This is a genomic window from Nonomuraea sp. NPDC050451 (assembly GCF_044458585.1).
Map to the genome: position 1 here is coordinate 105,027 of NZ_JBITHZ010000004.1, position 22,520 is coordinate 127,546.

The window sequence follows — 22,520 nt, forward strand, 5'->3', positions numbered from 1 at the left end:
GCCATGAAGAAGCGCATCCTGGCCCTGGCGGCCATCTTCGCGGTGGCCGCGTGCGGCGCCGCCGAGGAGCCCAAGACGTCCGCGGGCCCCGCCAAGCTGACCGTCTGGATCATGGACGGCAGCGTCACGCAGGACCTGCTGAAGAAGTTCGAGACCGAGTACGAGGCGGCGCACAAGGGCGTGGACCTCGACATCCAGATCCAGGCGTGGGACGGCATCGGCGAGCGCGTCACCGCGGCCCTGGCCAGCACCGACGCCCCCGACGTGATCGAGGTGGGCAACACCCAGGTCGCCCAGTACTCGGCCAGCGGCGGCGTCACGGACCTGACCGGCAAGGTCGCCGAGCTCAAGGGCGAGGACTGGCTCCCGGGCCTGGCCCAGCCGGGCAACATCGACGGCAAGCAGTACGGCATCCCCTGGTACGCCGCCAACCGCGTGGTCGTCTACAACAAGGACCTGTACGCCAAGGCAGGCATCACGGAGCCGCCGAAAACCCGGGACGAATGGCTAAATATCACCGCAAAGCTAAATAAAGGCGGAAACGAGGGCATCTACCTGACCGGGCAGACCTGGTACGCCCTGGCCGGCTTCATCTGGGACGAGGGCGGCGACCTCGCCGTCCAGGAGGGCGGCAAGTGGAAGGGCGCCCTCGACACCCCGCAGGCCCTGGCCGGCATGGACTTCTACAAGCGCCTCCAGGCCCTCGGCAAGGGCCCCAAGGACGCCGACGAGGCCAACCCGCCCCAGCACGAGGTGTTCGCCCAGGGCAAGGTGGCCCAGATCATCGCCGTCCCCGGCATCGCCGCCCGCGTCCTGGAGGTGGACGACAAGCTCAAGGGCAAGATGGGCTTCTTCCCCCTCCCGGGCAAGACGGCCGACAAACCCGGCGCCGTCTTCACGGGGGGCTCCGACCTGATCATCCCGGCCGCGTCCAAGCGCCAGGAGGCGGCGTACGAGCTGGTCAAGGCCCTGGCGGGCGAGCAGTTCCAGACCGAGCTGGCCAAGGCGATGAGCTTCGTGCCGAACCGTACCTCGCTGGCCGGCGTGCTGTCCGGCGACGAGGGCACCGCGGCCATGGCGAAGGCCGCCGCGGGCGGCCGCGCCACCCCGAACACCCCCAACTGGGCCGCCGTCGAGGCCACCTCCGTGATCAAGCAGTACATGACCGCCGTGCTCACCGGCGCCGACCCCGCGACGGAGGCGAAGAAGGTCTCGGAGACCATCACCACGACCCTGAACAGCGGGTCCTGAATGCGCACCAGGAGCCTGTGGCCCTACCTGCTCATCGCGCCCACGGTGGCGGGCGGGGCCTTCCTCCTGCTCTACCCGATGCTCAAGGCCGCGGTGATCTCCTTCCAGCACTTCCGCATGGGGGAGCTGATCAGGGGCGGCGCGGCCTTCGTCGGTCTGGACAACTACGCCGAGCTGCTGGCCGGCGCGGAGTTCTGGCAGGTGCTGTGGCGCACGCTGGGGTGGACCGCGATCAACGTGGTGCTGATCGTGGTCCTGTCCACAGGTGTGGCGCTGATGCTCGCCCGCCTGCGCCGCGGCCTGCGCCTGGCCCTGATGAGCGCCCTCGCCCTGGCCTGGGCCACCCCGATCATCGCGGCCACGACGGTGTTCCAGTGGCTGTTCCAGTCGGAGCTCGGCGTGGTGAACTGGCTGCTGGTCGCGCTCGGGTTCGACTCCTTCCGCGGCTACACCTGGTTCGCCGACGGCACGGCCACGTTCGCCGTGCTCGTGGTACTCGTGGTGTGGCAGTCGGTGCCGTTCGCCGCGCTCACCCTCTACGCCGGGCTGACCACCATCCCGGTGGAGCTGTACGAGTCCGCCCGGATCGACGGCGGCACCGGCCGGCAGGTCTTCTGGAAGGTCACCCTGCCGATGCTGCGGCAGCTGTTCGCCCTGGTCGCCTCGCTGGAGGTGATCTGGGTGGCCAAGTGCTTCCCTCAGATCTGGGTGCTCAGCCAGGGCGGCCCGGACGGCGCGACGACCACCCTCCCGGTGTACGCGTTCAAGATCGCCCGGGTGCTGCACCGGTACGACCTGGGCTCGGCGGTCGCCATGCTCACCGTCGTCATCCTCGCCGTCGCCCTGGTCAGCAACCTGCGAAGGATGGTCCGCCAGTGAAGAGGCTGACGCTCAACGCGGCCGCGGTCGTCGTGCTCGTGATGACGATCTTCCCGGTCTACTGGATGTTCCTGACCGCGTTCAAACCGACCAGGGAGATCCAGGCGGCCACGCCGACGTTCTGGCCGGCGCACCCGACCTTCGAGCACTTCGTGACGGCGGTGAACGCGCCGGGGTTCTGGACCTACTGGCGCAACAGCTTCGTCGTCACCGTGGCCGCGGTGCTGGTCGCGCTGGTGACAGCGCTGCTGGCGGCGTTCGCGGTGGCCAGGATGCGCTGGCGGGGAAGAGGGGCGTTCGTGGTCGCGGTGTTCGCGGCGCAGATGGCGCCGTGGGAGGCGCTGCTGGTGCCGGTGTTCATCATCGCCAGGGACGCCGAGCTGCTGGACTCGCTGGCCATGCTGACCGGCGTCTACTTCATGATCACATTGCCGTTCACGATCGTGACGCTGCGCGGGTTCCTGGCCGCGATCCCGCCTGAGCTGGAGGAGGCGGCGCAGGTGGACGGGTGCGGCCGGCTGGTCGCCTTCCGGCGGGTGGTCTTCCCGCTGCTGGCGCCCGGGCTGATGGCGACGTCGCTGTTCGGGTTCATCACGGCGTGGAACGAGTTCGCGTTCGTGAACGTGCTGATCATCAAGGATCAGGACAGGCGCACGCTGCCGGTGTGGCTGTCGTCGTTCCGCGACGTCTTCGGCACGGACTGGGGCGCCACGATGGCCGCCGCCAGCCTGTTCGCGCTGCCCGCGCTGCTGCTCTTCCTGTTCCTGCAGCGCCGGGTGGGCACCGGGATGACGGCGGGGGCCGTCAAGGGCTGACGGCCGTGAACGCGGCGTGCAGGGCCTTGGCGTCCGCCTCCGCGAGCAGGTCGCGGGCCGCCAGCCAGGCCGCCGCGCCCGCCGCGTCACCCGCCGTCGAGACGCTCTTGCCCGCCAGCCGCTCCACCACGGCCTGCCGTACCGGACCCTCGCTGGTCAGGACGCTCCCGGCGAGCACCACGGGGCCGGACACGTGCACCCGCCCGAGGGTGGCGACCAGACAGTCGGCGGCATCCTGCGTGATCTTCAGCGCTGTCTCGTCGCCTGCCGCGGCGGCCCGGCTGACCAGGGAGGACAGCGCGGCCAGGCGCATGTGGTCGGCCTGCGCCAGCCGTACGATGCGATCGGCGACGGCACGCGGCGCGGCGGGCCGCTCGTCGCCGAGGAAGTGCTCCACCACGAGCTCGGCCAGCGCACCGGTGGGCGGCGCGCCGCGGTCGAGGGCGCCGACCACCGCCTTGACGGCTTGGCGGCCGATCCAGAAGCCCGACCCCTCGTCACCCAGCAGCCAGCCCAGCCCGTCGGCGATGGCGTCGAGCCGGAAGCCCACGATCCTGGCCGCCACCGCCCCCGTGCCCGACAGCAGCAGCGAGCCATCGGGCTCCGGCGAGCCCGCGGCGTAGGCGATAGGCGTGTCGCCCATGTAGCGCGGCCCCTCCGCGATGCCGTGATCGGCCCAGACCTTCGCCAGTTCGGGCACCATCTCCGCCACTTGCCCCGCCACGCCGGTCAGCGAGGCGACGACCCGCCGGCCGTCGTGCGTCCCCAGCGCATCGCCGAGCGCGGCGGCCACGTTGGACACCGCCTTGTCCAGCCCGTGAGCAGTGGGATTGCCCGCGCCGGCCCGCGCGTAGCCGACCCGGGTGCCGTCGAGCGCGTGGACGGCGACCCGCGTGGACGTGGCTCCGGCGTCGACACCGACCACTAGCGATTCAGTCACGGTCCGAGTCTGGGGGTTGACGCGGACCGGAAGCAAGAATAATTTTCGCCAGAAGACCGGGTATTCGGAAGGAATATTCGTGACTTCAGGAGCGCTTGGGCGCGTCGAAACAGAACTACCCGGTTTGCCGGAAGCTTTGCGCAGGGTCGGCGAGGTGATTCTCGGCGATCCGGCCGAGGCCGCGCGCTCGACCATCATCGCGCTCGCCGAGCGCGCCGGCAGCTCGCCGGCGACCGTGACGAGGTTCTGCCGGGCTTTCGGCTTCTCGGGGTACGCGGAGCTGCGCGTCGCGCTCGCCACCGAGACCGGACGGGCCGCGCAGGCGGGCTGGGGAGCGGGCGTCGGCCACGAGATCGGCCCCGACGACCCGCTCGACTCGGCCATCGAGGTGATGGCCGCCGCCGACGCCAGGCTCATCCAGGACACCGCGGCGCAGCTCGACCTCGACGTCGTCGCCAAGGTGGCCGACGCGATCGTGGCCGCGCCGCGCGTGCTCCTGGTCGGCGTCTCCACCAGCGGCAACGTCGCCGCCATGTTCGAGGGCCGGCTGCGCCGCATCGGCGTCCCCGGCTGGAGCGCCGGCGACGCGCACGTGGCCCTGTCGGAGGCGGCCCTGCTCAAGGCCGGCGACGTGGCCATCGGCATCAGCCACCGGGGCCGCACCCGCGAGGTCATGGAGGCGCTGGCCGAGGCCGGCAGCCACGGCGCGCTGACGGTCGCGGTCACCTCCTTCGCCCGCTCGCCGCTGGCCGAGCTGGCCGAGCTGGTGCTGACCACGGCCAGCAGGGAGACCACGTTCAGGCTCGGCGGGCTGGCCGCCGTCCACTCGCAGCTGTTCGTGCTGGACGCCGTGTACGTGGCGGTGGCCCAGCGCACCTACGAGCGCACCAACGAGGCGTTCGAGCGCACGATCAGCGCCGTGGAGAGCCACCGGGTGGAGAGAGGCTGAATGACGTACGCAACCGAGGTCCTCGATCTGGCCCGCCAGGTCACGGAGAGCCAGGCCGAGCCGGTGCGGGAGGCGGCCGCGCTGGTCGTGGCCTCGATCCGGGCGGGCGGCGTGGTCAACGCGTTCGGCTCGGGGCACTCCGAGGCCATCGCCATGGAGATCGCCGGACGGGCCGGCGGCCTCGTCCCCAGCAACCGCCTCTCGCCCAGGGACCTCGTCCTGTACGGGGGTCACCCGGCGAGCGTGCTGACCCCCGAGCTGGAGCGCGACCCGGCCATCGCGCACGAGATCTACGGCCTGGTGCCGGTGGCGCCGCAGGACGTGTTCGTGCTGATCTCCAGCTCCGGCGTGAACGGCACGGTCGTCGAGCTGGCCACGCTCGTCAAGGAGCGCGGGCACCCGCTGATCGCGCTCACCTCGGTCAAGCACAGCACTCAGATGACCTCGCGCCACCCGTCGGGCCGCAAGCTGCTCGACCTGGCCGACGTCGTGCTGGACAACGGGGCGCCGTACGGCGACGCCATCCTCGAGCTGCCCGGCGGCGGCACGTACGGAGCCGTGTCCACGGTCACCTCGGCGCTGCTCGCGCAGATGGTGGTCACCCAGGCGGTGGACGAGCTCGTGGCCATGGGCGAGACGCCCCCGATCTACATGTCGGTCAACGTGACCGGCGGCGACGAGCACAACAAGGCCCTGGAGAGCCGCTACGCAGGCCGGATCCGACGCGGATCATAGACAAGTCAGGAGCAGTCATATGCCCAACACCCCCCATATCAGCCGGCGTGAGCTCCTTCGCGGCGCCGCACTCGTACCCGTGGCAGGGGCGCTGGCCGCCTGCGCCACGCCCGCCGCCAAGCCCACCGCGTCGTCCTCGGCGGCGCCGGTCGCGACCAGCGCGGCCAATCCGTTCGGCATGGCGGACAACAAGCCGCTGGAGGTGTGGATCTTCGACGGCGGCTTCGGCCAGGACTACGCGAAGAACATCCACCAGCCGCTCTTCAAGGCCAAGCACCCGAACGTCGAGATCAAGCACAACGCGACCAAGGAGATCACCAAGGTCCTCCAGCCGCGCTTCGCCGGCGGCAACCCGCCGGACGTGATCGACAACTCCGGCGCCAACGCCATGGACTTCGGCGCGCTCGCCCAGGACGGCCAGCTCCAGGACCTCACCCCGCTGCTCGACGCGCCCAGCTGGGACGACCCGAACACCAAGGTCCGCGACACCATCGACCAGGCCGTCATCGACCTCGGCACGTACGACGGCACCTTCAGCGTGCTCGGCTACGTGAACTACATCTTCGGCATCTGGTACTCGCAGAAAGCCTTCCGCGACAACGGCTGGGAGGCCCCGAAGACCTGGGACGAGTTCCTCAAGCTCTGCGAGACCATCAAGAAGTCCGGCAAGATGGCGCCTTTCACCTATGCCGGGAAGTTCCCCCAGTACCTGTACGAGCCGCTGCTCACCATGGCCGCCAAGATCGGCGGCGCCGAGGTGCTCGTCAACATCGACAACCTCGAGGACGGCGCCTGGAAGACCGACGCCATGAAGACCTCGGCCACCGCCTGGGCCGAGATCGGCGCCAAGTACCTCATGGAGGGCACCGCCGGCCTCGACCACGTGCAGACCCAGACGGCCCAGAACAAGTACAAGGTCGCCATGCTGCCCTCCGGCTCCTGGCTGGAGAACGAGCAGAAGACGACCACCCCGGCCGACTTCGAGTACGGGATGTTCCCGATCCCCGACTTCGGCAGCTCGGACAAGCTGCCGTACGGCACCCTGCACAGCCAGCCGAGCGAGAACTTCATCGTGCCCTCCAAGTCCCCCAACCCGCAGGGCGGCATGGAGTACCTGCGGGCCATGCTGTCGAAGAAGGCGGCGGGCGACTTCAGCGAGATGGTCAAGACGGTCTCCGTGGTCAAGGGCGCGGGCGAGGGGCGGAAGCTGTCGCCGGGCGCCGAGAGCGCGACCAAGGCGTTCGCCGCCGCGGGCACGAACGTCGTCTACTACCGCTGGCAGACCTGGTACGCCCAGCTCAAGGACGAGGCCATCGCCGCCACCGGCGAGCTGATGACCGGCGGGCTCAAGCCGGACGCCTACCTCGAGCGCCTGCAGAAGAAGGCCGACGAGATCAAGAACGACTCCTCGATCAAGAAGTACAAGCGCTGATGATCTTCAACAGGTATCGCCGCGGGCTGTTCATCACCTCGTTCCTGGCAGCCCCGGTGATCCTCTATCTGGTCTATGTGATCTCGCCGTACATCCAGGCGTTCTACATCGCGATGACCGACTGGCGCGGCGTGACGGCCACGCCGACGTTCATCGGCCTGGACAACTTCAAGCGGCTCTTCAGCGACGGCACGTTCTGGAAGGCCGTCACGCACAACGGCGCGCTGCTCGTGCTGCTCCCGCTGATCACGATCATCATCGCCCTGTTCTTCTCCTTCCTGCTCAACGTGGGCGGGGCGCAGGGCACGGCGGGGATCCGCGGGTCGAAGTTCTACCGCGTGGTGTTCTTCTTCCCGCAGGTCCTGGCCGTCGCGGTGGTGGCGGTGCTGTTCCAGCAGGTGTTCCGGCCGGACGGCAGCGGCATGCTGAACGGCCCGCTGATGGCGCTCGGGGTCAAGCCGATCGGCTTCCTGTCCGATCCCGACGTGGCGTTCTGGTCGGTGCTGGGCGTCATGGTGTGGCAGGCGGTCGGCTTCTACGTGGTGCTCTTCTCCGCCGGCCTGGCCTCCATCCCCAGGGACATGTTCGAGGCCGCGCAGATCGACGGGGCCGGCCGGGTGAGCCTGTTCTTCCGCATCACGCTGCCGCTGCTCTGGGACACCGTACAGGTGGCCTGGGTCTATCTGGGGATCCTGGCGCTGGACGTGTTCGCGATCGTCTGGGTGATGACCGACCAGCACGGCGGGCCCGACTGGTCGACCACGGTCATGGCCGCCGAGATCTACCGCAACGCGTTCCAGTACTTCCGCTTCGGCTACGCCTCGGCGCTGGGCGTGATCATGTTCTTCTTCACCGTCGGCTTCGCGATCCTCTCGCTGCGCCTCACGCGGCGCGAACGAATCGAGTACTGATGACAACGATGGTCTCCTGGACGGCGGCCACCTCCCGGAAGCTCGCCCGCCAGGAGCGCAGGCGCCGGCTCGGCCCGATGGGCGTGCTGACGCATGTCGCGCTGCTGGTCTGGACGCTGCTGGTGATCGTGCCGATCCTGTGGACGTTCCTGGCCTCGGTCAAGAGCGAGGACGAGATCTTCGGTGACGCGTGGTCGCTGCCGGCCACGCTGCACTGGGACAACTTCGCCAGGGCCTGGGATCAGGCGCACATCGGGCAGTACATGCTCAACAGCATCATCGTGGTGTCGTTCAGCACGTTCGGGACGATGCTTATCGGGTCGATGGCGGCGTACGTGCTGGCGCGCTATCCCTTTCGCGGCAACCGGGCGATCTACCTGCTCTTCGTCTCGGGCCTGGCCTTTCCCGTCTACCTGGCCCTGACCCCGCTCTTCTTCGTCGTCCAGAACATGGGCAACGTGCCGCTGATCGGCCCCTTCATCGGCCTGAACACGCACGCGGGCCTGGTGCTGGTGTACATCGCGTACTCGATGCCGTTCACGGTCTTCTTCCTGTCGGCGTTCTTCCGCACGCTGCCCACGGCGGTGGGGGAGGCCGCGATGGTGGACGGCGCGTCGCACACCCGCGTCTTCTTCCAGATCATGCTGCCGATGGCGCGACCGGGCATCATCAGCATCACGATCTTCAACATCCTGGGCCAGTGGAACCAGTACCAGCTGCCACTGGTGCTGCTGCAGGAGCGCGACAAGTGGGTTCTCACCATGGGCATCGCCGACATCTCCACCGCCGCCGGATACGACCAGGACTGGTCCGCCCTCTTCGCCGCCCTGACCCTGGCGATCCTGCCGATGCTGGTGGTCTACACGGTCTTCCAGCGCCAGATCCAGAGCGGCCTGACATCTGGAGCCCTCAAGTAGCGGGGGCTTAGGCTGCGGGTGTGACTGGCGAAATCCGCGCGCTGCTGGCCCGCCATCTCCCCGACTATCGGGTGCGCTCCATCGATCGGCTGGGCCAGGGCCTCGACAACACGGTGTACGAGGTCAACAACGAATTACTGGTACGGCGTAACAAGGCGACGACCCCCGAGGAGAACCGCCAGGAGGTCGCCCGCCTGGCGGCCGTCAGGGAGTTGTCCCCGCTGCCGGTCCCCGAGGTGGTCTTCGCCGACGACGAGTCGGGGGTGATCGCGTACAGCAAGCTCCCGGGCGAGCCCCTCAACCGGCACCCCGTGGCCGACCCCCGGCTCCTGGCGCAGCCCCTGGGCGAGTTCCTCAGCGCCCTGCACGGCGCCGCGCCCGCCAGGATGCGCGACCTCGCGCCGCTGGACGCCTACCCGGCGCCGACCCTCCTCCAGGACGCCGAGCTCGACTACCGCGACGTCGAGGCCCACGTCCCGGAGGGACAGCGCCACCTGGTGGAGCGCTTCCTCCGGGAGCCGCCGCCGGACGAGCCCGGCGAGCTCCGCTTCTGCCACAACGACCTGGGCGCCGAGCACCTGCTGGCGGACGCGGCCGCCGGCACGATCACCGGCGTCATCGACTGGACCGACGCCGCCATCACCGACCCGGCCCACGACTTCGCCCTGATCTACCGCGACCTGGGGCCGGAGGTCTTCGAGCTGACGGTGTCGCACTACGCTTTCGCCCTCGACGAGGCGGACCGCGCCCGGGTGCTTTTCCACGCGAGATGCGCCCTCATCGAGGACCTGGCGTACGGCCTGAGCACAGGCCCCCACCACTACGCCGATGCCGCCCTGAGCCACCTGTCCTGGACATTCGGGTAGGTCACGCGGGGCCACCCACCCGTTGCCCTACTGGGTGGTGGGCCTGCTGGAGCCCGCCCCGAGCGGTCCTCGCTTCGCTCGGGCTGTTCGCCCTGTATGCGCAGGCTCCGCCTGCGCATACCCGCATCCGCCTCGAGAAATCTTGGAGGAATAGCTCTGTAGGGGTATACCGTTTACTATACTTCACCGCGTGGACGCCGAAGAGTGGGACGTCTATCTCGTCGACGAGGTGCGTGACTGGATCGACGGCTTGGACGACGCGACACTAACGCGAGTGGTGCAGGCGATCGATACGCTAGCCGAAGGCGGACCAGGGTTGGGACGGCCACTGGTCGATACGATCGCTAGCTCTCGGATCCCAAATTTGAAGGAACTCCGTCCCGGCACCGTGCGCATTCTCTTCACCTTCGACCCGTGGCGCTCCAGCATCTTGCTGGTCGCAGGCGACAAGGCGGGACAGTGGAACGCCTGGTACAGGAAGGCCATCCCGCTCGCCGAACAGCGGTACGAGATTTACTTGAAGGAACGCCGTGTGGAAGAGGAAGGCCGATCATGACAGGTCACGTACGCTGGAAGGATATTCGGGCCGAATATGTCAGTCGTGCCGGTGGCGAGGAAGCCGTGGAGGCGGGCAAGCAGGAGCTCCTTGCGGAAGTCCAAGGGCATCGGCTTGCTGAGATCCGGCGTAGCCGAGGTCTGACTCAGCGGGATCTGGCCGAGCGCATGGGGGTTACCAAGGGCCGTATTTCGCAAATCGAGCAGGGCAAGATTTCAGGGCAGGACGTCCTCGCTCGCTACGCCAGCGCCCTTGGCGGGCGGCTGCACCAGGCGATCTACTTCGACGATGGGGACATTGCCGCCATCGCCTGAAACGGTTCGCGAGGGGCTGGGGGTGTCGTGGTTCGCTGTCGGGGGGTCCGCTGGCGTTTAGTAAACCGTGGGAGAGTGCTGGCATGCCGCCGGCTTCGAGGTGACGTTCGCTCTGGCCCTGCCCCAAGCGCTCGGACAGTGCCAGGAGACTGTTCGGCATGGCCTGATCGCTTTCGAGCCCCTTGGCCCGGCTCTCCCACCTCCTGGGCACCGAGTGGGGACGAGCCGGCTGGATCGTCCTCGGCGGGTGCGTTGGCAGCCGGTCGGCCGCTCGTCCCACCCGCAGCCCGCCTCACTGAACGCCGAGCCGCCTCGGTGACCGGGAGCCGATTCCGGGCTACCCGATAAGCCGCCAGTCCGATAAAGCTCCTCGCCGAGTACCGGTTCCGCTCATCCGATAGTCGTGCATCGCCGTAACAGCGGAGGGTAAAGTTTAGGACACAAAGAGCTACCATCGCAGGGTGAGGAGCCGCAGGTCATGGTGCACCCGATGGCTACACTGGACATCGTGTCGGCCCCTGTGCCCCTTCGTGGCTCTGCGGCGGCTGTCGCCTACCTGCTGGCGACTGCCCGGGCGACCGGCACGCGTGTGAGCCGCACCAAGCTCTCCCATCTCCTCTAGCTGGCTGATCTTCGCGCAGTCGAGCAGGGGATGCCCGCCGGCTCCGGCCTCGAATGGCGTTGGAGCCCCAGCGGCCCTCAGAGCTTCCGTCTGGTCGAGGTCGAGCGTGACCTTCGTGAGGCGGGCGTGATCGTCCTTGATGAGAGTGTCGATCCTTTCGCCGGTCGTCGTGAGTGGACCATTCACCTGGTCGATGTTCCTCAGATGGCGGTGAGCACCGAGCTCGCCAAGATGATGCAGGCCGTTCTGGCCGACTACGGGAGACTTTCAGCAGGCCAGTTGTGTGACCTCGCGTGCCAGACGCTTCCCATGAGGGAAGCGAGTAGACAGCGCCGAGCCGACGCGCGACTCGATCTTGCCGGAGGGCCGCCCCTGCTTGACCTGGGCTCCGGACTGGCTCCCCTCCGCCGGTGGGCCGAGCGCAATCCGCTGTCCGAAGACGAGCCCGGCGGCATCGAGGATCTCGAGGAAGAGATCCGTCACCTCGCCGAGCATCGGGCGGAGGCGATCCGCCTCCTCTTGGAGGAGTAGGTGGCGGGTCCCTACATCGTCGGAGGCGTCTATCTCGTCACCGACAAGACGCTTCGTCTCATCCCTGAGGAAGAACGAGTGGTCCACGACGAGCGACGTCCCGTGGTGGTCGTCACCGGCGCTCAGTCCAACAGCGATCCCGAGTGGCCGTTCATTCTCGCTTGTGCCATCTCTGGGTCGACTTCGCGCCGAACGCGATTCGACGTTCAACTCGCCAAGGGCCAGGGGGAGCTGTCAAGAAATGCTGGATCAGGGTCCCGGCCGTGCAACCCTTGCCGAAGTACGCCCTCGAAGACCGCACCGGCGTGCTGGACGAAGACCTGTTGACCCAGGTTCAAGGCCGGCTCGCTCAGTATCTTGGCCTGCTCGACTGACAAATCGCCATGTGGCCCAAGACGGCGTGCATGGCCTTCGCCTGGGGCTCTTCGCGCTCAGAGAGCTCAGGCGTCGCCCTGTCGGGCCTGGTCCCGACCCTTGGAGGCGTTCGCTCCGTGAAGGCGCTTTTATCCAGGCGCCGGCTTCGCCCGCGTGTTCCCGTCGTCCAGAGCCTCATCGACTCACATGGATCTGGCCATCACATCAGTAGCGGCGCGGACGGCCGGGGCGTCCCTCGGGAACCAGCGTCAGAATGTGTGCTGGTTTATGTGTATCTTCTCGGCAGACGGCGGCGGAAGCCCATTGCTGATGGGTTTCCGCCGCCGTCCGTCGGTGTTGCGGAACTGCTATTTCTTGAAGGCGTCCTTCGCCTTCTCCTTCGCCTGCCGCAGATTGGCCTTGGCCTTCTCTGCCTTTCCCCTGGCCTGTAGAGACTCGTTGTCGGTGAGATCGCCGACACGCTCCTTGGCCATGCCTTTGACCTCCTCGACCTTGCCTTTGGCCTTTTCCTTCCTGGCCATATTCATCTCCTCCTGTGCGCATCCGGGCCCGCGGTTCACGCCTGGTGCCGCGGACGCGGGCACACGGTTTTCCGCTGTCCGGTAATGCCTTTCTCCACTGCCCGAGTGGCGGGCGAATACACGCTGCGCGGGCCTGGGCTCCGCAGGCGCCGGCACCGGGGGCTGCTGGATGCCACGGCGGCCGAGGTGTCCGTGGAGGCGGAGCTCCGAGGTCGGTGAAATCGGACCGCCGTCACCCGGCACGCACGCCAACCACTCGAGCACACCGAACGCCCTGCATACGGGGAGGGCGAACGAGGTGTCGCTGACCGCGGACGTCCGGGAAAGGTGAGCTGCACCTGCCGTAGCCCGTCGGCCATAACTTCCCGGTTGTGGTGCGTTGCGCTTTTTGTCGTTGATCGGCAGGCGCCCTTCGCCCGAACCTGATGCCGGAAAACATCGCGGCCATCTCACCCGTGGTCCATGGCATGACGCGCCCGGGGAGTTCGCCCGACACAACCTGAAACAGGGGACTTGGTGACAAAGAAGACGCACGGCTTGGGCCTTCCTGGGCTGCACCATGCTCCTCGTGGTGCGGCACGTCATCCGCTCCGGACTCCTGGACCCGGCGGCGCCTCGTCAGGAGATCAAGGGAATCCAGGCATGGCCGGGCTCTCCATTCCGGCCGGCTTCATCGTCGGACGGTGGATCATGATCGTCTGGCCGGTGGGCTACCTCGGCTTGCGGCTCGTCGCCGAGTGCTGCATCCGCGAGAACCGCAAGACCGCACGCTTCCCCTAGGAGCCGAGGAGGGCGAGCACTCCGGCGCCCAGCGGGCCGAGCCACTGGGCGATGCGGCCCAGGGCGTCGATCAACGTGGCGCCGGAGTCGGCGAGCGCTCCGGCGCGCGCCAGCCCCGAGGTGAGCTCCTGGAGGTGGTGGCCGGCCTGCTCCCTGTTGGGCGTCTCTCCTCCCACCGCGTCCTCGACCGCGGACAGTTCGCGCTCCGCGCTCTGGCGCTCGGCCGCGGACAGCCGCAGCTCGTCCAGGGCGCTCCTGATGGCGTCCAGGTCGGCCTGGAGGCCCTGGTTCGCGATCTGGTGCCCCGCGACGCCGTGGATGTCCCGCCCTGCGGTCTGGTGATGTCCGCCCACGTACTGGGTGCCGCTGCCGGCGTTCACCGGCCCGCTGACGTTCCCGAAGCGGAAGGTCTCTCCCATCGCCGCCACCTCTCCCTAACGCCGCGGCCCGCGCCGCCGCCGTCTGCGTTGCTCCGCGCGCTTGCGCGCGGCCTTGGACATGGACGAGCCGATCGCCGCGAGCACCCCGCCGGCCGCGAAAAGGCCGAAACCCGCGGGCGCCTGGGGAATACCGGGAACCAGCTCCTGCGTGAACGGGTTCGAGAAACTGTTCGAGGTCATGGCGCCGAAGATGAGGGACGCCCAAATGGCGAAGCCGGCCAGAGCGATCAACGAGCCGAGGACCAAGAGCACGCGCCCGAACCCTTTTCCCTGGAAGACTTCGTCGAACGGCTCATAATCGGAATTGACTTGGATGTCGTAATTGTCGCCATAAATGTCTCGGCCGGCGTTCTGGTGATGTCCGCCCACGTACTGGATGCCGCTTCCCGCGTTCACCGGCCCGCGTACGTCCCCGAACTCGTAACCTGCCGACGGACCCGCCGCGGCAGGCAGGACGAACCGCAGCTCCGCGTACCCCATCCGCAGCTGGTCCCCGTCACGGAGCACTTGACCACCGGCGATCTTATGGCCGTTGAGCCAGGTCCCATTTCGCGACCCGAGGTCGTTGATGACCACGTGGTCGCCGTTCCGGTCGAGCGACGCGTGGCGCCGGCTGACGCCGTCGACCTCCAGCAGGATCCCCGAACCCCGCATGCTTCCGATCTCGGTGTGCCCCCCGGGAATGTCGAACCTGATCCCGGCCATTCCCCTGCTGATCACGAGCAGCTGGGGCTGAGAACCCATGCGCACCTCCCCACGGCGCCGGCCCCCGAATTACGAACAGCGTAATTAAAGCAATAATAGGCTCGATCCGGTGAGGCTTTCATAAGAGCCGCCGAATACCCTCAATAGGATGGCTCCGAAATGAAGCGCCGGGCGGAAAACCGCTCGCGGTGGGGTGCGGCGGAGTGGTTTGCTGCCGGGCATGACGTCTGCATGGGTAGGTCAGCTGGTCCGGTTGCGCGCCATCGAGCCCGAGGACTGGGAGGCGTTCCACTCCTTCGACGAATACTCCGACGCGGTCAGGAACGGCCACCAGCTCTTCCCGCCGCAGTCGGCGGCGCGGTCCAGGAAGTGGGCCGCCGAGCTGGCCGAGCGGACCCAGGACCTGGACGACGTGCGCCTGGTGATCGCCACCAGGGAAGGGAACGTCCCGGTCGGCATGATGAACACGCACAGCGTCGACCGGGTGCACGGCACCTTCGCGTACGGGATCGGCATCGGGACGCCCCACCACCGCAAGGGGTACGCCGGTGACGCCGTCGTCCTGCTGCTGAGGTACATGTTCTTCGAGCGCCGCTTCCAGAAGGCCGAGGCGGGGGTCTACGGCTCCAACGAGGCGTCGCTGGCGCTGCACCGGCGGCTGGGCTTCGTCGAGGAGGGCCGCCGGCGCAGGAGTCACTACGCCAACGGCCGTTACGACGACGAGGTCCTGTTCGGCATGACGATCGAGGAGTTCACCGAACGCTACGCCTGAAGGCCCGCACGGACCCGGCGGGTGGCCGTGACCACGTTCGCCAGAGACGCCTCGACCTCCTCGTACGTCCGGGTCTTCAGCCCGCAGTCCGGGTTGACCCAGACCCGCTCCGCCGGCAGCACCGACAGCGTCCGGCGCAGCAGGTCCTCGATCTCCGAGGCCGCGGGCACCCGCGGCGAGTGGATGTCGTAGACGCCGGGTCCGAGCCCCCGCCCGAAGGCCCCGACCGTGCCCAGGATGCGCGCGCCCGAGCGGGCCGACTCGATGGTGGTCACGTCGGCGTCCAGGCCGTCGATGGCGGCCAGGATCTGGTCGGCGTCCGAGTAGCACAGGTGGGTGTGGATCTGCGTGCGGTCGCCGGCCCCCGACGTGGCCCGGCGGTACGCGGCCACCGCCCACTCCAGGTAGTCGGCCTGCGCGGCCCGCCGGAGCGGGAGCAGCTCACGAAGGGCGGGTTCGTCCACCTGGATGACCGACACCCCGGCCGCCTCCAGGTCGCGGACCTCCTCCCGGACGGCGTCCGCCACCTGGAACACGACGTCGCGCAGCGGCAGGTCGTCGCGGACGAAGGACCAGGCCACGATGGTGACGGGGCCGGTGAGCATGCCCTTGACCGGCTTGTCCGTGAGCGACTGCGCGTACGTGGCCCACCGCACCGTGATCGGCGACGGGCGGCCGACGTCCCCGTGCAGGATCGGCGGCCGGGTGCAGCGGGAGCCGTACGACTGGACCCAGCCGTTCCTGGTGACGGCGAACCCGTCGAGGTGCTCGGCGAAGTACTGCACCATGTCGTTGCGCTCGGGCTCCCCGTGCACGAGGACGTCGAGCCCGAGGCGCTCCTGGACCCGGATGACGTGCTCGATCTCGGCCTCGACCTGCCGCTCGTAGTCGGCCTGCGAGAGCGTGCCCGAAGCGACCGCGGCCCGCGCGGCGCGCAGCGAGCCGGTCTGCGGGAACGAGCCGATCGAGGTGATCGGCAGCGCGGGCAGCCGCAGGTGCCCGGCCTGCGCCGCCGCCCGCACCGCGTACGGGCTGCGCTCCTCCGGCACCACGGGCGCGGGCAGCGCCACGGAGGGCGCACCGTGCGGAGCGTCCCGCAGGGGAGAACGCGCGAGCGCCACCACCTCCGCCACCTTCTGCTCCGCGAACGCCAGCCGACCCTTCAGCGCGGGGTCCAGATCGGGCTCCGCCTCCACGTCGTAGGGCACGTGCAGCAGCGAGCACGACGTGCTGACCACCACCTCCGAGGCGCGGACGGCGCCCAGGGCGGCCAGGGCGCGACCGGGCGAGGTGCGCCACACGTCGCGCCCGGACACCACGCCCGCCACCACGGTCTTGCCGGTCAGGTCGAGCGCGGGGACGGTGCCCCGGACGAGGTCGATCCCGATGGCCTCCACCGGGGTCTCGGCCAGGACCGGGAGGGCCTCCCCGAGGTCGCCGAAGTAGGAGGCCACGAAGAGGCCCGGCCGGGTGGTGAGGGAGCCGAGCCGGGAGTAGGCGGCGCGTACGGCGGCCAGCTCTTCGGCGGTCCGGTCGCCGACCAGCGCGGGCTCGTCGAGCTGGACCCACGAGACCCTCTCGGCGGCCAGCGCGGACAGCAGCTCCTCGTAGCAGGCCAGCACGTCGTCCAGCCGGTCCAGCGCCGACCCGAGCAGCAGGAACGTCACCGGCCCCACCACCACGGGCCGCGTCTCGTACCCCAGCGCCCGCGCCTCGCGCACCTCGGAGAGCGGCTTGGCCGCGTCCAGCTTGAACACGGTGTCGGGGCCGATCTCCGGCACGATGTAGTGGTAGTTCGTGTCGAACCACTTCGTCATCCGCAGCGGCGCCAGCCCCTCGGTGCCCCTGGCCATCGCGAAGTAGGGGTCGCCGGCCTCGCGGTAGCGCGCGGGCACCGCGCCCAGCAGCACCGCCGTGTCCAGCACCTGGTCGTACAGCGAGAACGTGTTGGACGGCAGCCCTTCCAGCCCCAGCTCGGCCAGCCTGCGCCAGGTCTGCTCCCTGATCTCGGCCCCCACCCGCTCGAGCTCCGCCCGGCTCGACCGCCCGTCCCAGTACGACTCCAGCGCCCGCTTCAGCTCCCGTCGCGGCCCGATCCTCGGATATCCGAGCACCGTGGTCCTGGGGAATGTGGACATGTCTCTGGCTCCCTTGATCTCGTTCGGCTGATCGCAGGCATCCTGCCGAGCACTCGGGAGCTCATGCATCATGGATTGGTGCTGCTTATGCTCAAGGAGATGCACTGCTTCGCCAGGGTCGCGGAGCGGCTCAGCTTCTCCAGGGCCGCCGCCGACCTGGGGATGTCCCAGCCCGCCATGAGCCAGGCCATCACCCGGCTCGAGCGTGCCGCCGGCGTCAAGCTCTTCGAGCGGACGGCCCGCGACGTGCGGCTCACGGCGGAGGGCAAGGCGCTGCTGCCGTACGCGGAGCAGGTGATCGAGTCGGTCGGGGCCTTCGAGGCCGAGTCGGCCCGGCTGGCCAGGCCGACCATTCATCTCGCTTATCCACCGCTCGTCGGGACGCTGGCGGCGCGGATCGTCAGGCGGCTGGCGGGCCGCACTCCGGCGATCGGCGTGGAGCTGCGGGCGGCGGGCCGGGGCGCGGCGGTGCGGGCGCTGGCGGACGGCGAGGTCTCGGCCGCGATCCTGGCCACTCCGGCGCCGGCGCAGTTCGTGACGGCGGCCAGGTTTCACGTCACCGTCGACCACCTGGCCGTGCCCGCGGGGCACCGGCTGGCCGCCCGGTCCAAGGTCACCCCCGGCGAGCTGGGCGGGCAGGTGCTGCTCACGCCGGGCAGCCGCCCGTGGCCGGGGCTGCCGGGGCGCTCGCGCATGGCGGCCGACGACGACTTCGCGGCCGCGCTCGACCTGGTGGCCGCGGGCGCCGGGCTGCTGCCGATCCCGCAGCTCCTGGTCAGGGCCATCAGGAGGGACGACGTGCGCTTCGTGCCGCTCGACGCCGGCGACCTGCGGATCACGTACGCGCTGGCCTGGTCGAAGGAGCGGGTCACACCGGAGCTGATGGCTCTGGTGCAGGCAGTCCAGGATGCCCTGTGGACTAGGTGAGGGGGAGGTTCTTGAGCGCCTCGCGGCGGCTCAGGCCCGTGATGCCCTTGGCGTTGACGTAGCGGAGCACTTCGTCGGGACTGGTCTTGGCGTATTCGCGTAACGCCCAGCCGATCGCCTTGCGCGCGAAGAAGTCGTTGTCCGACAGGCTCGGCTCGATGCACGCGTACAGCAGGGCCGTGTCGGTGCGCTCCTTGAACCGGTTCTGGCTGAGGATCGCGGTACGCCGCTTCCACAGGTCGGTGTCGTGCGCCCACTCCAGCATGAGCGGCCGCATCGAGTCGGGGTAGGTGGTCAGCAGCCCGCCGACGCGGTGGGTGGCCAGCTCGTCGACGAGGTCCCACCAGGCCCCGGTGACGATCATCTCCTCGTACATCGGCACCGTGTAGAGGGTCTGGTAGTCGCGGTAGAGGTGGTAGCCGGACAGCTCGACGGCGGCGTAGCGCTCCTCGCGGAACTCGGCCTCCCGCCACAGCGCCAGCACGGCCCGCCGCCACTCCGGCGCGGTATCCAGCCGGTGCTCGGCGAACACCCGCCGCAGCGCCGCCCGCCTGCGCACCGCCTGGACGCCGAGGAACGGCATCGTCGACTTCATGTACGCGCGCATCGCCTCGGCCTTGCCGGGCTCCGCCGCCCCCTGCAGTGCCAGCCGCACTGCCTTGCCGATGCTCATCCCTTTTGCGTGCTGCGCTCGCCGGTGGCGAGACCGTCGAACAGCACGGTGATGTAGTGCTCGGCCAGCCCGGATGTGTTGAGCCGGCCGCCGGGGCGGAACCAGCGCACGGCGACCCAGATCGTGTCGCGGATCATGCGGTACGTCAGCTTCGGATCGACGTCGGACCGGAACAGCCCGGCCGCCTGGCCCGCCTTGATCTGCGTCACCCAGATCTGCTCGACCTCGTCCTCGGCCTTGACCAGGTAGTTGAACCGCTCGAACTGCCGCAGGTAGTTCCAGTCGTTCTGCATGACGGTGATCGCGGCGCGGTGCGGCTCCAGCGTGCCGAACCCGATGCGGACCATCTCCGACAGCACCGTGCGGGCGTCGGCGCTCGTGTCGACCGCCGCGCGGTAGCGGGCGATGAGGTCGTCGAGGAAGGTGGACAGCACCTCGTCGACGATCGTCTCCTTGGAGTCGAAGTGGTGGTAGAGACTTCCGGAGAGGATGCCGGCCTCGTCGGCGATCTCGCGTACTGTCGTGGCCTGGAAGCCCTTGCGCGCGAAGAGCTCCGCGGCGAGCTTGACGAGGTGGTCGCGGCGCTCGGAGGCAGACCCTGAGGAGCCCGCGCGCTGGCGCTTGGCCGGGGTGGTCGTGGTGCCGGAGTTCTTACGCGTGGTCACGACACCATTATGAGCCCTCGCACAATCGCTTGTTCACCTAACCGGCCCAGCTCATGCGGCATTCCTTGCCATACCAAGCGCTTGCTACGATGCGATGATGGTGAACGAGGCGTACATCGTCGGAGCCGTCCGTACCCCCGTCGCGCGCAGGAATGGCGGCCTGGCCGCGGCCCACCCCGCCGATCTCGGCGCGCACGTGCTCAGGGAGCTGATGTACCGGACGGACGCCGACCCGGCGGCCGTCGACGACGTCATCTTCGGCTGTGTGGACACGATCGGCCCGCAGGCCGGGGACGTCGCCCGCACCTGCTGGCTCGCGGCCGGGCTCCCCGAGGAGGTGCCCGGCGTCACGGTGGACCGCCAGTGCGGCTCGTCCCAGCAGGCGCTCCACTTCGCCGCCCAGGCCGTGCTGTCCGGCACGAGCGAGCTGGTGGTGGCCGGCGGCGTGCAGAACATGAGCATGATCCCCATCTCGGCCGCGATGCTCGCGGGCCGCGCCTTCGGCCACGAGACGCCGTTCGGGGGATCCAAGGGCTGGGTCGAGCGGTACGGCACGCAGGAGGTCTCCCAGTTCACGGGGGCCGAGCAGATGGCCGCCACCTGGGACCTGTCACGCGAGGAGATGGAGCGGTACGCGTACGAGTCGCACCGCCGGGCTCTCCATGCCATCGACGCCGGGCACTTCGTGCGCGAGATCGCCCCCTACGAGGGCGTGAGCACGGACGAGTGCCCGCGCCGGGACACCACGATCGAGCGGATGGTCGGGCTCAAGCCCCTGGTCGAGGGCGGCCGGCTCACCGCGGCCCTGGCGTCCCAGATCTCCGACGGCGCGGCGGCCCTGCTCGTCGCCTCACCCAGGGCCGTACGGGAGCACGGCCTGACCCCGCGCGCCCGCGTGCACCACCTGTCGGCCCGCGGCGCCGACCCGATCGTGATGCTCTCAGCCCCCATCCCGGCCACCGCCCACGCCCTCGGCATGACGGGCCTGTCCATCGACGACTTCGACGCGATCGAGATCAACGAGGCGTTCGCGCCGGTGGTGCTGGCCTGGATCAAGGAGACCGGCGCTGACCCCGCCAAGGTGAACCCGAACGGCGGCGCCATCGCGCTCGGCCACCCGCTCGGCGCGACCGGCGCCGTGCTGGCGGTGAAGCTGCTGCACGAGCTGGAGCGCACGGGCGGGCGGTACGGCCTGCAGACCATGTGCGAAGGTGGAGGCCAGGCGAACGTCACCGTCATCGAGCGGCTGGCCTCCTGAAAGGAAGGTGCTGACGTCAGAAAATAGCTCTAGCAAATAGGAAACTTTCCTATTAGATTTCGGGTCATGCCCTTGAGCGGTGACCTGCTTCGCCTTGCCGACGCCGTCCTCTTTCCCGGTTTCGCCGGGCACACGCCTCCCGACTGGCTCCGCCGCCGGCTCGGCGAGGGGCTGGCCGGCGTGGCGCTGTTCTCGCGCAACATCGCCGACCCGGCTCAGGTGGCCCGGCTGACCGCCGCGCTGCGCGCGGAGAACCCCTCGGTGCTCGTCGGCACCGACGAGGAGTCGGGGGAGGTCACGCGACTGGAGGCGGCCACGGGGAGCAGCCGCCCCGGAGGGTACGCGCTGGGCGTCGTGGACGACGTGGCCCTGACCGAGGCCCTGGCCAGGGACCTCGGCGGCGACCTGGCGGCGGCGGGCATCACGCTCGACTTCGCCCCCTCGGCCGACGTGAACTCCAACCCGGACAACCCGGTCATCGGCCTGCGGGCCTTCGGCGCGGACCCGGCCCTGGTCTCCCGGCACACCAGGGCGTTCGTCCGCGGCCTGCAGTCGGCGGGCGTGGCCGCGTGCGCCAAGCACTTCCCCGGGCACGGGGACACCTCGGTCGACTCGCATCACGGCGTCCCCGTGGTGGCCGACGACGGGATCGAGGACGCGCTGCTCCCTTTCCGGGAGGCGATCAAGGAGGGCGTCAAGGCCGTCATGACCGGCCACCTCCTCGTGCCCTCGTACGACGCCGAGCTGCCCGCCACGCTCAGCCCCAAGGTGCTCACCGGGCTGCTGCGGGAGGAGCTCGGGTTCGAAGGGATGATCATCACTGACGGCATCGAGATGGCCGCGGTGTCGGGGGCGTACGGGATCGGGGGCGCCTCCGCCCGTGCCATCGCCGCGGGGGCCGACGCGATCTGCGTCGGCGGCGAACGGGCCGACGAGGCCACCGCCGCCGGCATCCGCGACGCGATCGCCACGGCGGTGACCCAGGGACTGCTGCCCGAGGAGCGGCTGGCCGACGCCGCTCGAAGGGTCCGCGAGCTGGCCTCATGGGCCGCCTCCTCGGGCAGCCAGGCGTCCCGCGACGGCTCCGTCGGCCTGGCCGCCGCGCGCCGGGCGATCCGGATCACCCGCCGGTCCACCGCCCCCGTGCTGCCGCTGACCTCGGCCGCGTCCGTGGTGGAGCTGGCCCCGCAGATGAACCTGGCCATCGACAGGAGCACGCCGTGGGGCGTCGGGGAGCCGCTCGCCCGCCTGCTGCCGGGCACCGTGGTGACGCGGCTGGCGGTGGGGGCCTCGACGGGTTCGGCGCTGGAGCACCTGCTCGGGGAGGCCACCGGACGGCCGCTGGTGATCGTGGTCCGGGACGTGCACCGCCATGCCTGGCAGGAGCAGGCGCTGCGGCACCTGCTCAGCGCCCGGCCCGACGCCGTGGTGGTGGAGATGGGGCTGCCCGAGCGGTCGGACCTGGGCGCCGTGCACATCGCCACGTACGGCTCCGCCCGGGTCTGCGGGCAGGCAGCGGCCGAGGTGCTCACCGGTAGGCTCTGATCC

General features: G+C 69.5%; 24 protein-coding genes. 17 read left to right on the top strand and 7 right to left on the bottom strand.

The features are described 5' to 3' along the window. Positions 1 to 3: 3 nt before the first annotated feature. From ACIBI9_RS15485 to ACIBI9_RS15495, 3 genes are read left to right on the top strand one after another with little or no spacing between them, the layout of a single operon-like run. Positions 4 to 1,251: an extracellular solute-binding protein gene (locus tag ACIBI9_RS15485; protein ID WP_397222710.1), complete on the top strand. Its 1,248-nt coding sequence runs from the start codon at positions 4 to 6 to the stop codon at positions 1,249 to 1,251. Further along, positions 1,252 to 2,130, top strand: a complete 879-nt coding sequence (locus tag ACIBI9_RS15490; RefSeq protein WP_397222711.1) for a carbohydrate ABC transporter permease — start codon at positions 1,252 to 1,254, stop codon at positions 2,128 to 2,130. Then, positions 2,127 to 2,945, top strand: a complete 819-nt coding sequence (locus ACIBI9_RS15495) for a carbohydrate ABC transporter permease (protein WP_397222712.1) — start codon at positions 2,127 to 2,129, stop codon at positions 2,943 to 2,945. The genes ACIBI9_RS15490 and ACIBI9_RS15495 overlap by 4 nt, the downstream gene beginning before the upstream one ends. Here the strand turns inward: ACIBI9_RS15495 and ACIBI9_RS15500 are convergent. Further along, complete coding sequence (locus ACIBI9_RS15500) at positions 2,935 to 3,885, bottom strand: N-acetylglucosamine kinase (protein WP_397222713.1); 951 nt, start codon at positions 3,883 to 3,885, stop codon at positions 2,935 to 2,937. The two genes, ACIBI9_RS15495 and ACIBI9_RS15500, sit on opposite strands and share 11 nt — an antisense overlap. A 79-nt stretch (positions 3,886 to 3,964) precedes the next feature. Here ACIBI9_RS15500 and ACIBI9_RS15505 point away from each other — a divergent pair, with 79 nt between their 5' ends. From ACIBI9_RS15505 to ACIBI9_RS15545, 9 genes are all read left to right on the top strand, one after another. Then, positions 3,965 to 4,834 (top strand): MurR/RpiR family transcriptional regulator, encoded by an 870-nt coding sequence (locus ACIBI9_RS15505; protein WP_397222714.1) that lies wholly within the window; start codon positions 3,965 to 3,967, stop codon positions 4,832 to 4,834. Next, positions 4,835 to 5,569 carry a sugar isomerase domain-containing protein gene (locus ACIBI9_RS15510; RefSeq protein ID WP_397222715.1) on the top strand — a complete coding sequence of 245 codons (735 nt, stop codon included), beginning with the start codon at positions 4,835 to 4,837 and terminating at the stop codon, positions 5,567 to 5,569. It begins immediately after the preceding gene. Between the two features lie 19 nt (positions 5,570 to 5,588). Next, the gene (gene ngcE / locus ACIBI9_RS15515; RefSeq protein WP_397222716.1) at positions 5,589 to 7,001 is read left to right on the top strand and encodes an N-acetylglucosamine/diacetylchitobiose ABC transporter substrate-binding protein; all 1,413 of its coding nucleotides are present in this window, start codon (positions 5,589 to 5,591) and stop codon (positions 6,999 to 7,001) included. After that, positions 7,001 to 7,912, top strand: a complete 912-nt coding sequence (locus ACIBI9_RS15520; RefSeq protein ID WP_397222717.1) for a carbohydrate ABC transporter permease — start codon at positions 7,001 to 7,003, stop codon at positions 7,910 to 7,912. The genes ngcE and ACIBI9_RS15520 overlap by 1 nt, the downstream gene beginning before the upstream one ends. After that, on the top strand, positions 7,912 to 8,829 hold the full coding sequence (locus ACIBI9_RS15525) for a carbohydrate ABC transporter permease (RefSeq protein WP_397222718.1): 918 nt from the start codon (positions 7,912 to 7,914) through the stop codon (positions 8,827 to 8,829). Before ACIBI9_RS15520 ends, ACIBI9_RS15525 begins: the two co-directional genes overlap by 1 nt. Before the next feature lie 20 nt (positions 8,830 to 8,849). After that, entirely contained in the window at positions 8,850 to 9,695 is an 846-nt protein-coding gene (locus ACIBI9_RS15530) for a phosphotransferase family protein (protein ID WP_397222720.1), read from the top strand. Between the two features lie 190 nt (positions 9,696 to 9,885). Continuing rightward, positions 9,886 to 10,251 (top strand): type II toxin-antitoxin system RelE/ParE family toxin, encoded by a 366-nt coding sequence (locus ACIBI9_RS15535; protein ID WP_397222721.1) that lies wholly within the window; start codon positions 9,886 to 9,888, stop codon positions 10,249 to 10,251. Beyond that, on the top strand, positions 10,248 to 10,565 hold the full coding sequence (locus ACIBI9_RS15540; protein WP_397222723.1) for a helix-turn-helix domain-containing protein: 318 nt from the start codon (positions 10,248 to 10,250) through the stop codon (positions 10,563 to 10,565). Before ACIBI9_RS15535 ends, ACIBI9_RS15540 begins: the two co-directional genes overlap by 4 nt. 652 nt (positions 10,566 to 11,217) lie before the next feature. Then, positions 11,218 to 11,718, top strand: coding sequence for a hypothetical protein (locus tag ACIBI9_RS15545; RefSeq protein ID WP_397222725.1), 501 nt, complete (start codon positions 11,218 to 11,220; stop codon positions 11,716 to 11,718). 722 nt (positions 11,719 to 12,440) lie between these two features. Here ACIBI9_RS15545 and ACIBI9_RS15550 read toward each other — a convergent pair. After that, positions 12,441 to 12,614 carry a CsbD family protein gene (locus tag ACIBI9_RS15550; protein WP_397222726.1) on the bottom strand — a complete coding sequence of 58 codons (174 nt, stop codon included), beginning with the start codon at positions 12,612 to 12,614 and terminating at the stop codon, positions 12,441 to 12,443. 642 nt (positions 12,615 to 13,256) lie between these two features. Between ACIBI9_RS15550 and ACIBI9_RS15555 the strand changes: the two genes are divergently transcribed. Continuing rightward, positions 13,257 to 13,394, top strand: coding sequence for a hypothetical protein (locus tag ACIBI9_RS15555; RefSeq protein ID WP_397222727.1), 138 nt, complete (start codon positions 13,257 to 13,259; stop codon positions 13,392 to 13,394). Here ACIBI9_RS15555 and ACIBI9_RS15560 read toward each other — a convergent pair. Both ACIBI9_RS15560 and ACIBI9_RS15565 read right to left on the bottom strand, forming a co-directional pair. Then, the gene (locus ACIBI9_RS15560; protein WP_397222728.1) at positions 13,391 to 13,813 is read right to left on the bottom strand and encodes a hypothetical protein; all 423 of its coding nucleotides are present in this window, start codon (positions 13,811 to 13,813) and stop codon (positions 13,391 to 13,393) included. The genes ACIBI9_RS15555 and ACIBI9_RS15560 overlap by 4 nt on opposite strands. A gap of 15 nt (positions 13,814 to 13,828) precedes the next feature. Further along, the gene (locus ACIBI9_RS15565; RefSeq protein WP_397222729.1) at positions 13,829 to 14,578 is read right to left on the bottom strand and encodes an FHA domain-containing protein; all 750 of its coding nucleotides are present in this window, start codon (positions 14,576 to 14,578) and stop codon (positions 13,829 to 13,831) included. Positions 14,579 to 14,759: 181 nt separating this feature from the next. Between ACIBI9_RS15565 and ACIBI9_RS15570 the strand changes: the two genes are divergently transcribed. After that, positions 14,760 to 15,311: a GNAT family N-acetyltransferase gene (locus tag ACIBI9_RS15570; RefSeq protein ID WP_397222730.1), complete on the top strand. Its 552-nt coding sequence runs from the start codon at positions 14,760 to 14,762 to the stop codon at positions 15,309 to 15,311. On the opposite strand, the gene metE is transcribed toward ACIBI9_RS15570, so the two are convergent. Next, positions 15,302 to 17,449, bottom strand: coding sequence for a 5-methyltetrahydropteroyltriglutamate--homocysteine S-methyltransferase (metE, locus tag ACIBI9_RS15575; protein ID WP_397222731.1), 2,148 nt, complete (start codon positions 17,447 to 17,449; stop codon positions 15,302 to 15,304). The two genes, ACIBI9_RS15570 and metE, sit on opposite strands and share 10 nt — an antisense overlap. A gap of 87 nt (positions 17,450 to 17,536) precedes the next feature. Between metE and ACIBI9_RS15580 the strand changes: the two genes are divergently transcribed. Continuing rightward, positions 17,537 to 18,376, top strand: coding sequence for a LysR family transcriptional regulator (locus ACIBI9_RS15580; RefSeq protein ID WP_397223307.1), 840 nt, complete (start codon positions 17,537 to 17,539; stop codon positions 18,374 to 18,376). Here the strand turns inward: ACIBI9_RS15580 and ACIBI9_RS15585 are convergent. Next, a complete protein-coding gene (locus ACIBI9_RS15585) occupies positions 18,369 to 19,049 on the bottom strand; it encodes a DNA alkylation repair protein (RefSeq protein WP_397222732.1) in 681 nt (226 codons plus the stop codon). The two genes, ACIBI9_RS15580 and ACIBI9_RS15585, sit on opposite strands and share 8 nt — an antisense overlap. Further along, positions 19,046 to 19,714, bottom strand: a complete 669-nt coding sequence (locus ACIBI9_RS15590) for a TetR/AcrR family transcriptional regulator (RefSeq protein WP_397222733.1) — start codon at positions 19,712 to 19,714, stop codon at positions 19,046 to 19,048. The genes ACIBI9_RS15585 and ACIBI9_RS15590 overlap by 4 nt, the downstream gene beginning before the upstream one ends. A gap of 100 nt (positions 19,715 to 19,814) precedes the next feature. Here ACIBI9_RS15590 and ACIBI9_RS15595 point away from each other — a divergent pair, with 100 nt between their 5' ends. Continuing rightward, entirely contained in the window at positions 19,815 to 20,972 is a 1,158-nt protein-coding gene (locus ACIBI9_RS15595) for an acetyl-CoA C-acetyltransferase (RefSeq protein WP_397223308.1), read from the top strand. A 66-nt stretch (positions 20,973 to 21,038) separates the two neighbouring features. Continuing rightward, the gene (locus ACIBI9_RS15600) at positions 21,039 to 22,517 is read left to right on the top strand and encodes a glycoside hydrolase family 3 protein (protein ID WP_397222734.1); all 1,479 of its coding nucleotides are present in this window, start codon (positions 21,039 to 21,041) and stop codon (positions 22,515 to 22,517) included. Positions 22,518 to 22,520: the final 3 nt, after the last annotated feature.

Bases quoted from the DNA above. Each gene is read 5' to 3' on its own strand.
- ACIBI9_RS15570 (WP_397222730.1), top strand. From the start codon at position 14,760: ATGACGTCTGCATGGGTAGGTCAGCTGGTCCGGTTGCGCGCCATCGAG.
- ACIBI9_RS15525 (WP_397222718.1), top strand. From the start codon at position 7,912: ATGACAACGATGGTCTCCTGGACGGCGGCCACCTCCCGGAAGCTCGCC.
- ACIBI9_RS15585 (WP_397222732.1), bottom strand. From the start codon at position 19,049: ATGAGCATCGGCAAGGCAGTGCGGCTGGCACTGCAGGGGGCGGCGGAG.
- ACIBI9_RS15565 (WP_397222729.1), bottom strand. From the start codon at position 14,578: ATGGGTTCTCAGCCCCAGCTGCTCGTGATCAGCAGGGGAATGGCCGGG.
- metE (WP_397222731.1), bottom strand. From the start codon at position 17,449: ATGTCCACATTCCCCAGGACCACGGTGCTCGGATATCCGAGGATCGGG.
- ACIBI9_RS15560 (WP_397222728.1), bottom strand. From the start codon at position 13,813: ATGGGAGAGACCTTCCGCTTCGGGAACGTCAGCGGGCCGGTGAACGCC.
- ACIBI9_RS15555 (WP_397222727.1), top strand. From the start codon at position 13,257: ATGGCCGGGCTCTCCATTCCGGCCGGCTTCATCGTCGGACGGTGGATC.
- ACIBI9_RS15540 (WP_397222723.1), top strand. From the start codon at position 10,248: ATGACAGGTCACGTACGCTGGAAGGATATTCGGGCCGAATATGTCAGT.
- ACIBI9_RS15490 (WP_397222711.1), top strand. From the start codon at position 1,252: ATGCGCACCAGGAGCCTGTGGCCCTACCTGCTCATCGCGCCCACGGTG.
- ACIBI9_RS15520 (WP_397222717.1), top strand. From the start codon at position 7,001: ATGATCTTCAACAGGTATCGCCGCGGGCTGTTCATCACCTCGTTCCTG.
- ACIBI9_RS15485 (WP_397222710.1), top strand. From the start codon at position 4: ATGAAGAAGCGCATCCTGGCCCTGGCGGCCATCTTCGCGGTGGCCGCG.
- ngcE (WP_397222716.1), top strand. From the start codon at position 5,589: ATGCCCAACACCCCCCATATCAGCCGGCGTGAGCTCCTTCGCGGCGCC.
- ACIBI9_RS15510 (WP_397222715.1), top strand. From the start codon at position 4,835: ATGACGTACGCAACCGAGGTCCTCGATCTGGCCCGCCAGGTCACGGAG.
- ACIBI9_RS15550 (WP_397222726.1), bottom strand. From the start codon at position 12,614: ATGGCCAGGAAGGAAAAGGCCAAAGGCAAGGTCGAGGAGGTCAAAGGC.
- ACIBI9_RS15545 (WP_397222725.1), top strand. From the start codon at position 11,218: ATGCCCGCCGGCTCCGGCCTCGAATGGCGTTGGAGCCCCAGCGGCCCT.
- ACIBI9_RS15580 (WP_397223307.1), top strand. From the start codon at position 17,537: ATGCTCAAGGAGATGCACTGCTTCGCCAGGGTCGCGGAGCGGCTCAGC.
- ACIBI9_RS15600 (WP_397222734.1), top strand. From the start codon at position 21,039: ATGCCCTTGAGCGGTGACCTGCTTCGCCTTGCCGACGCCGTCCTCTTT.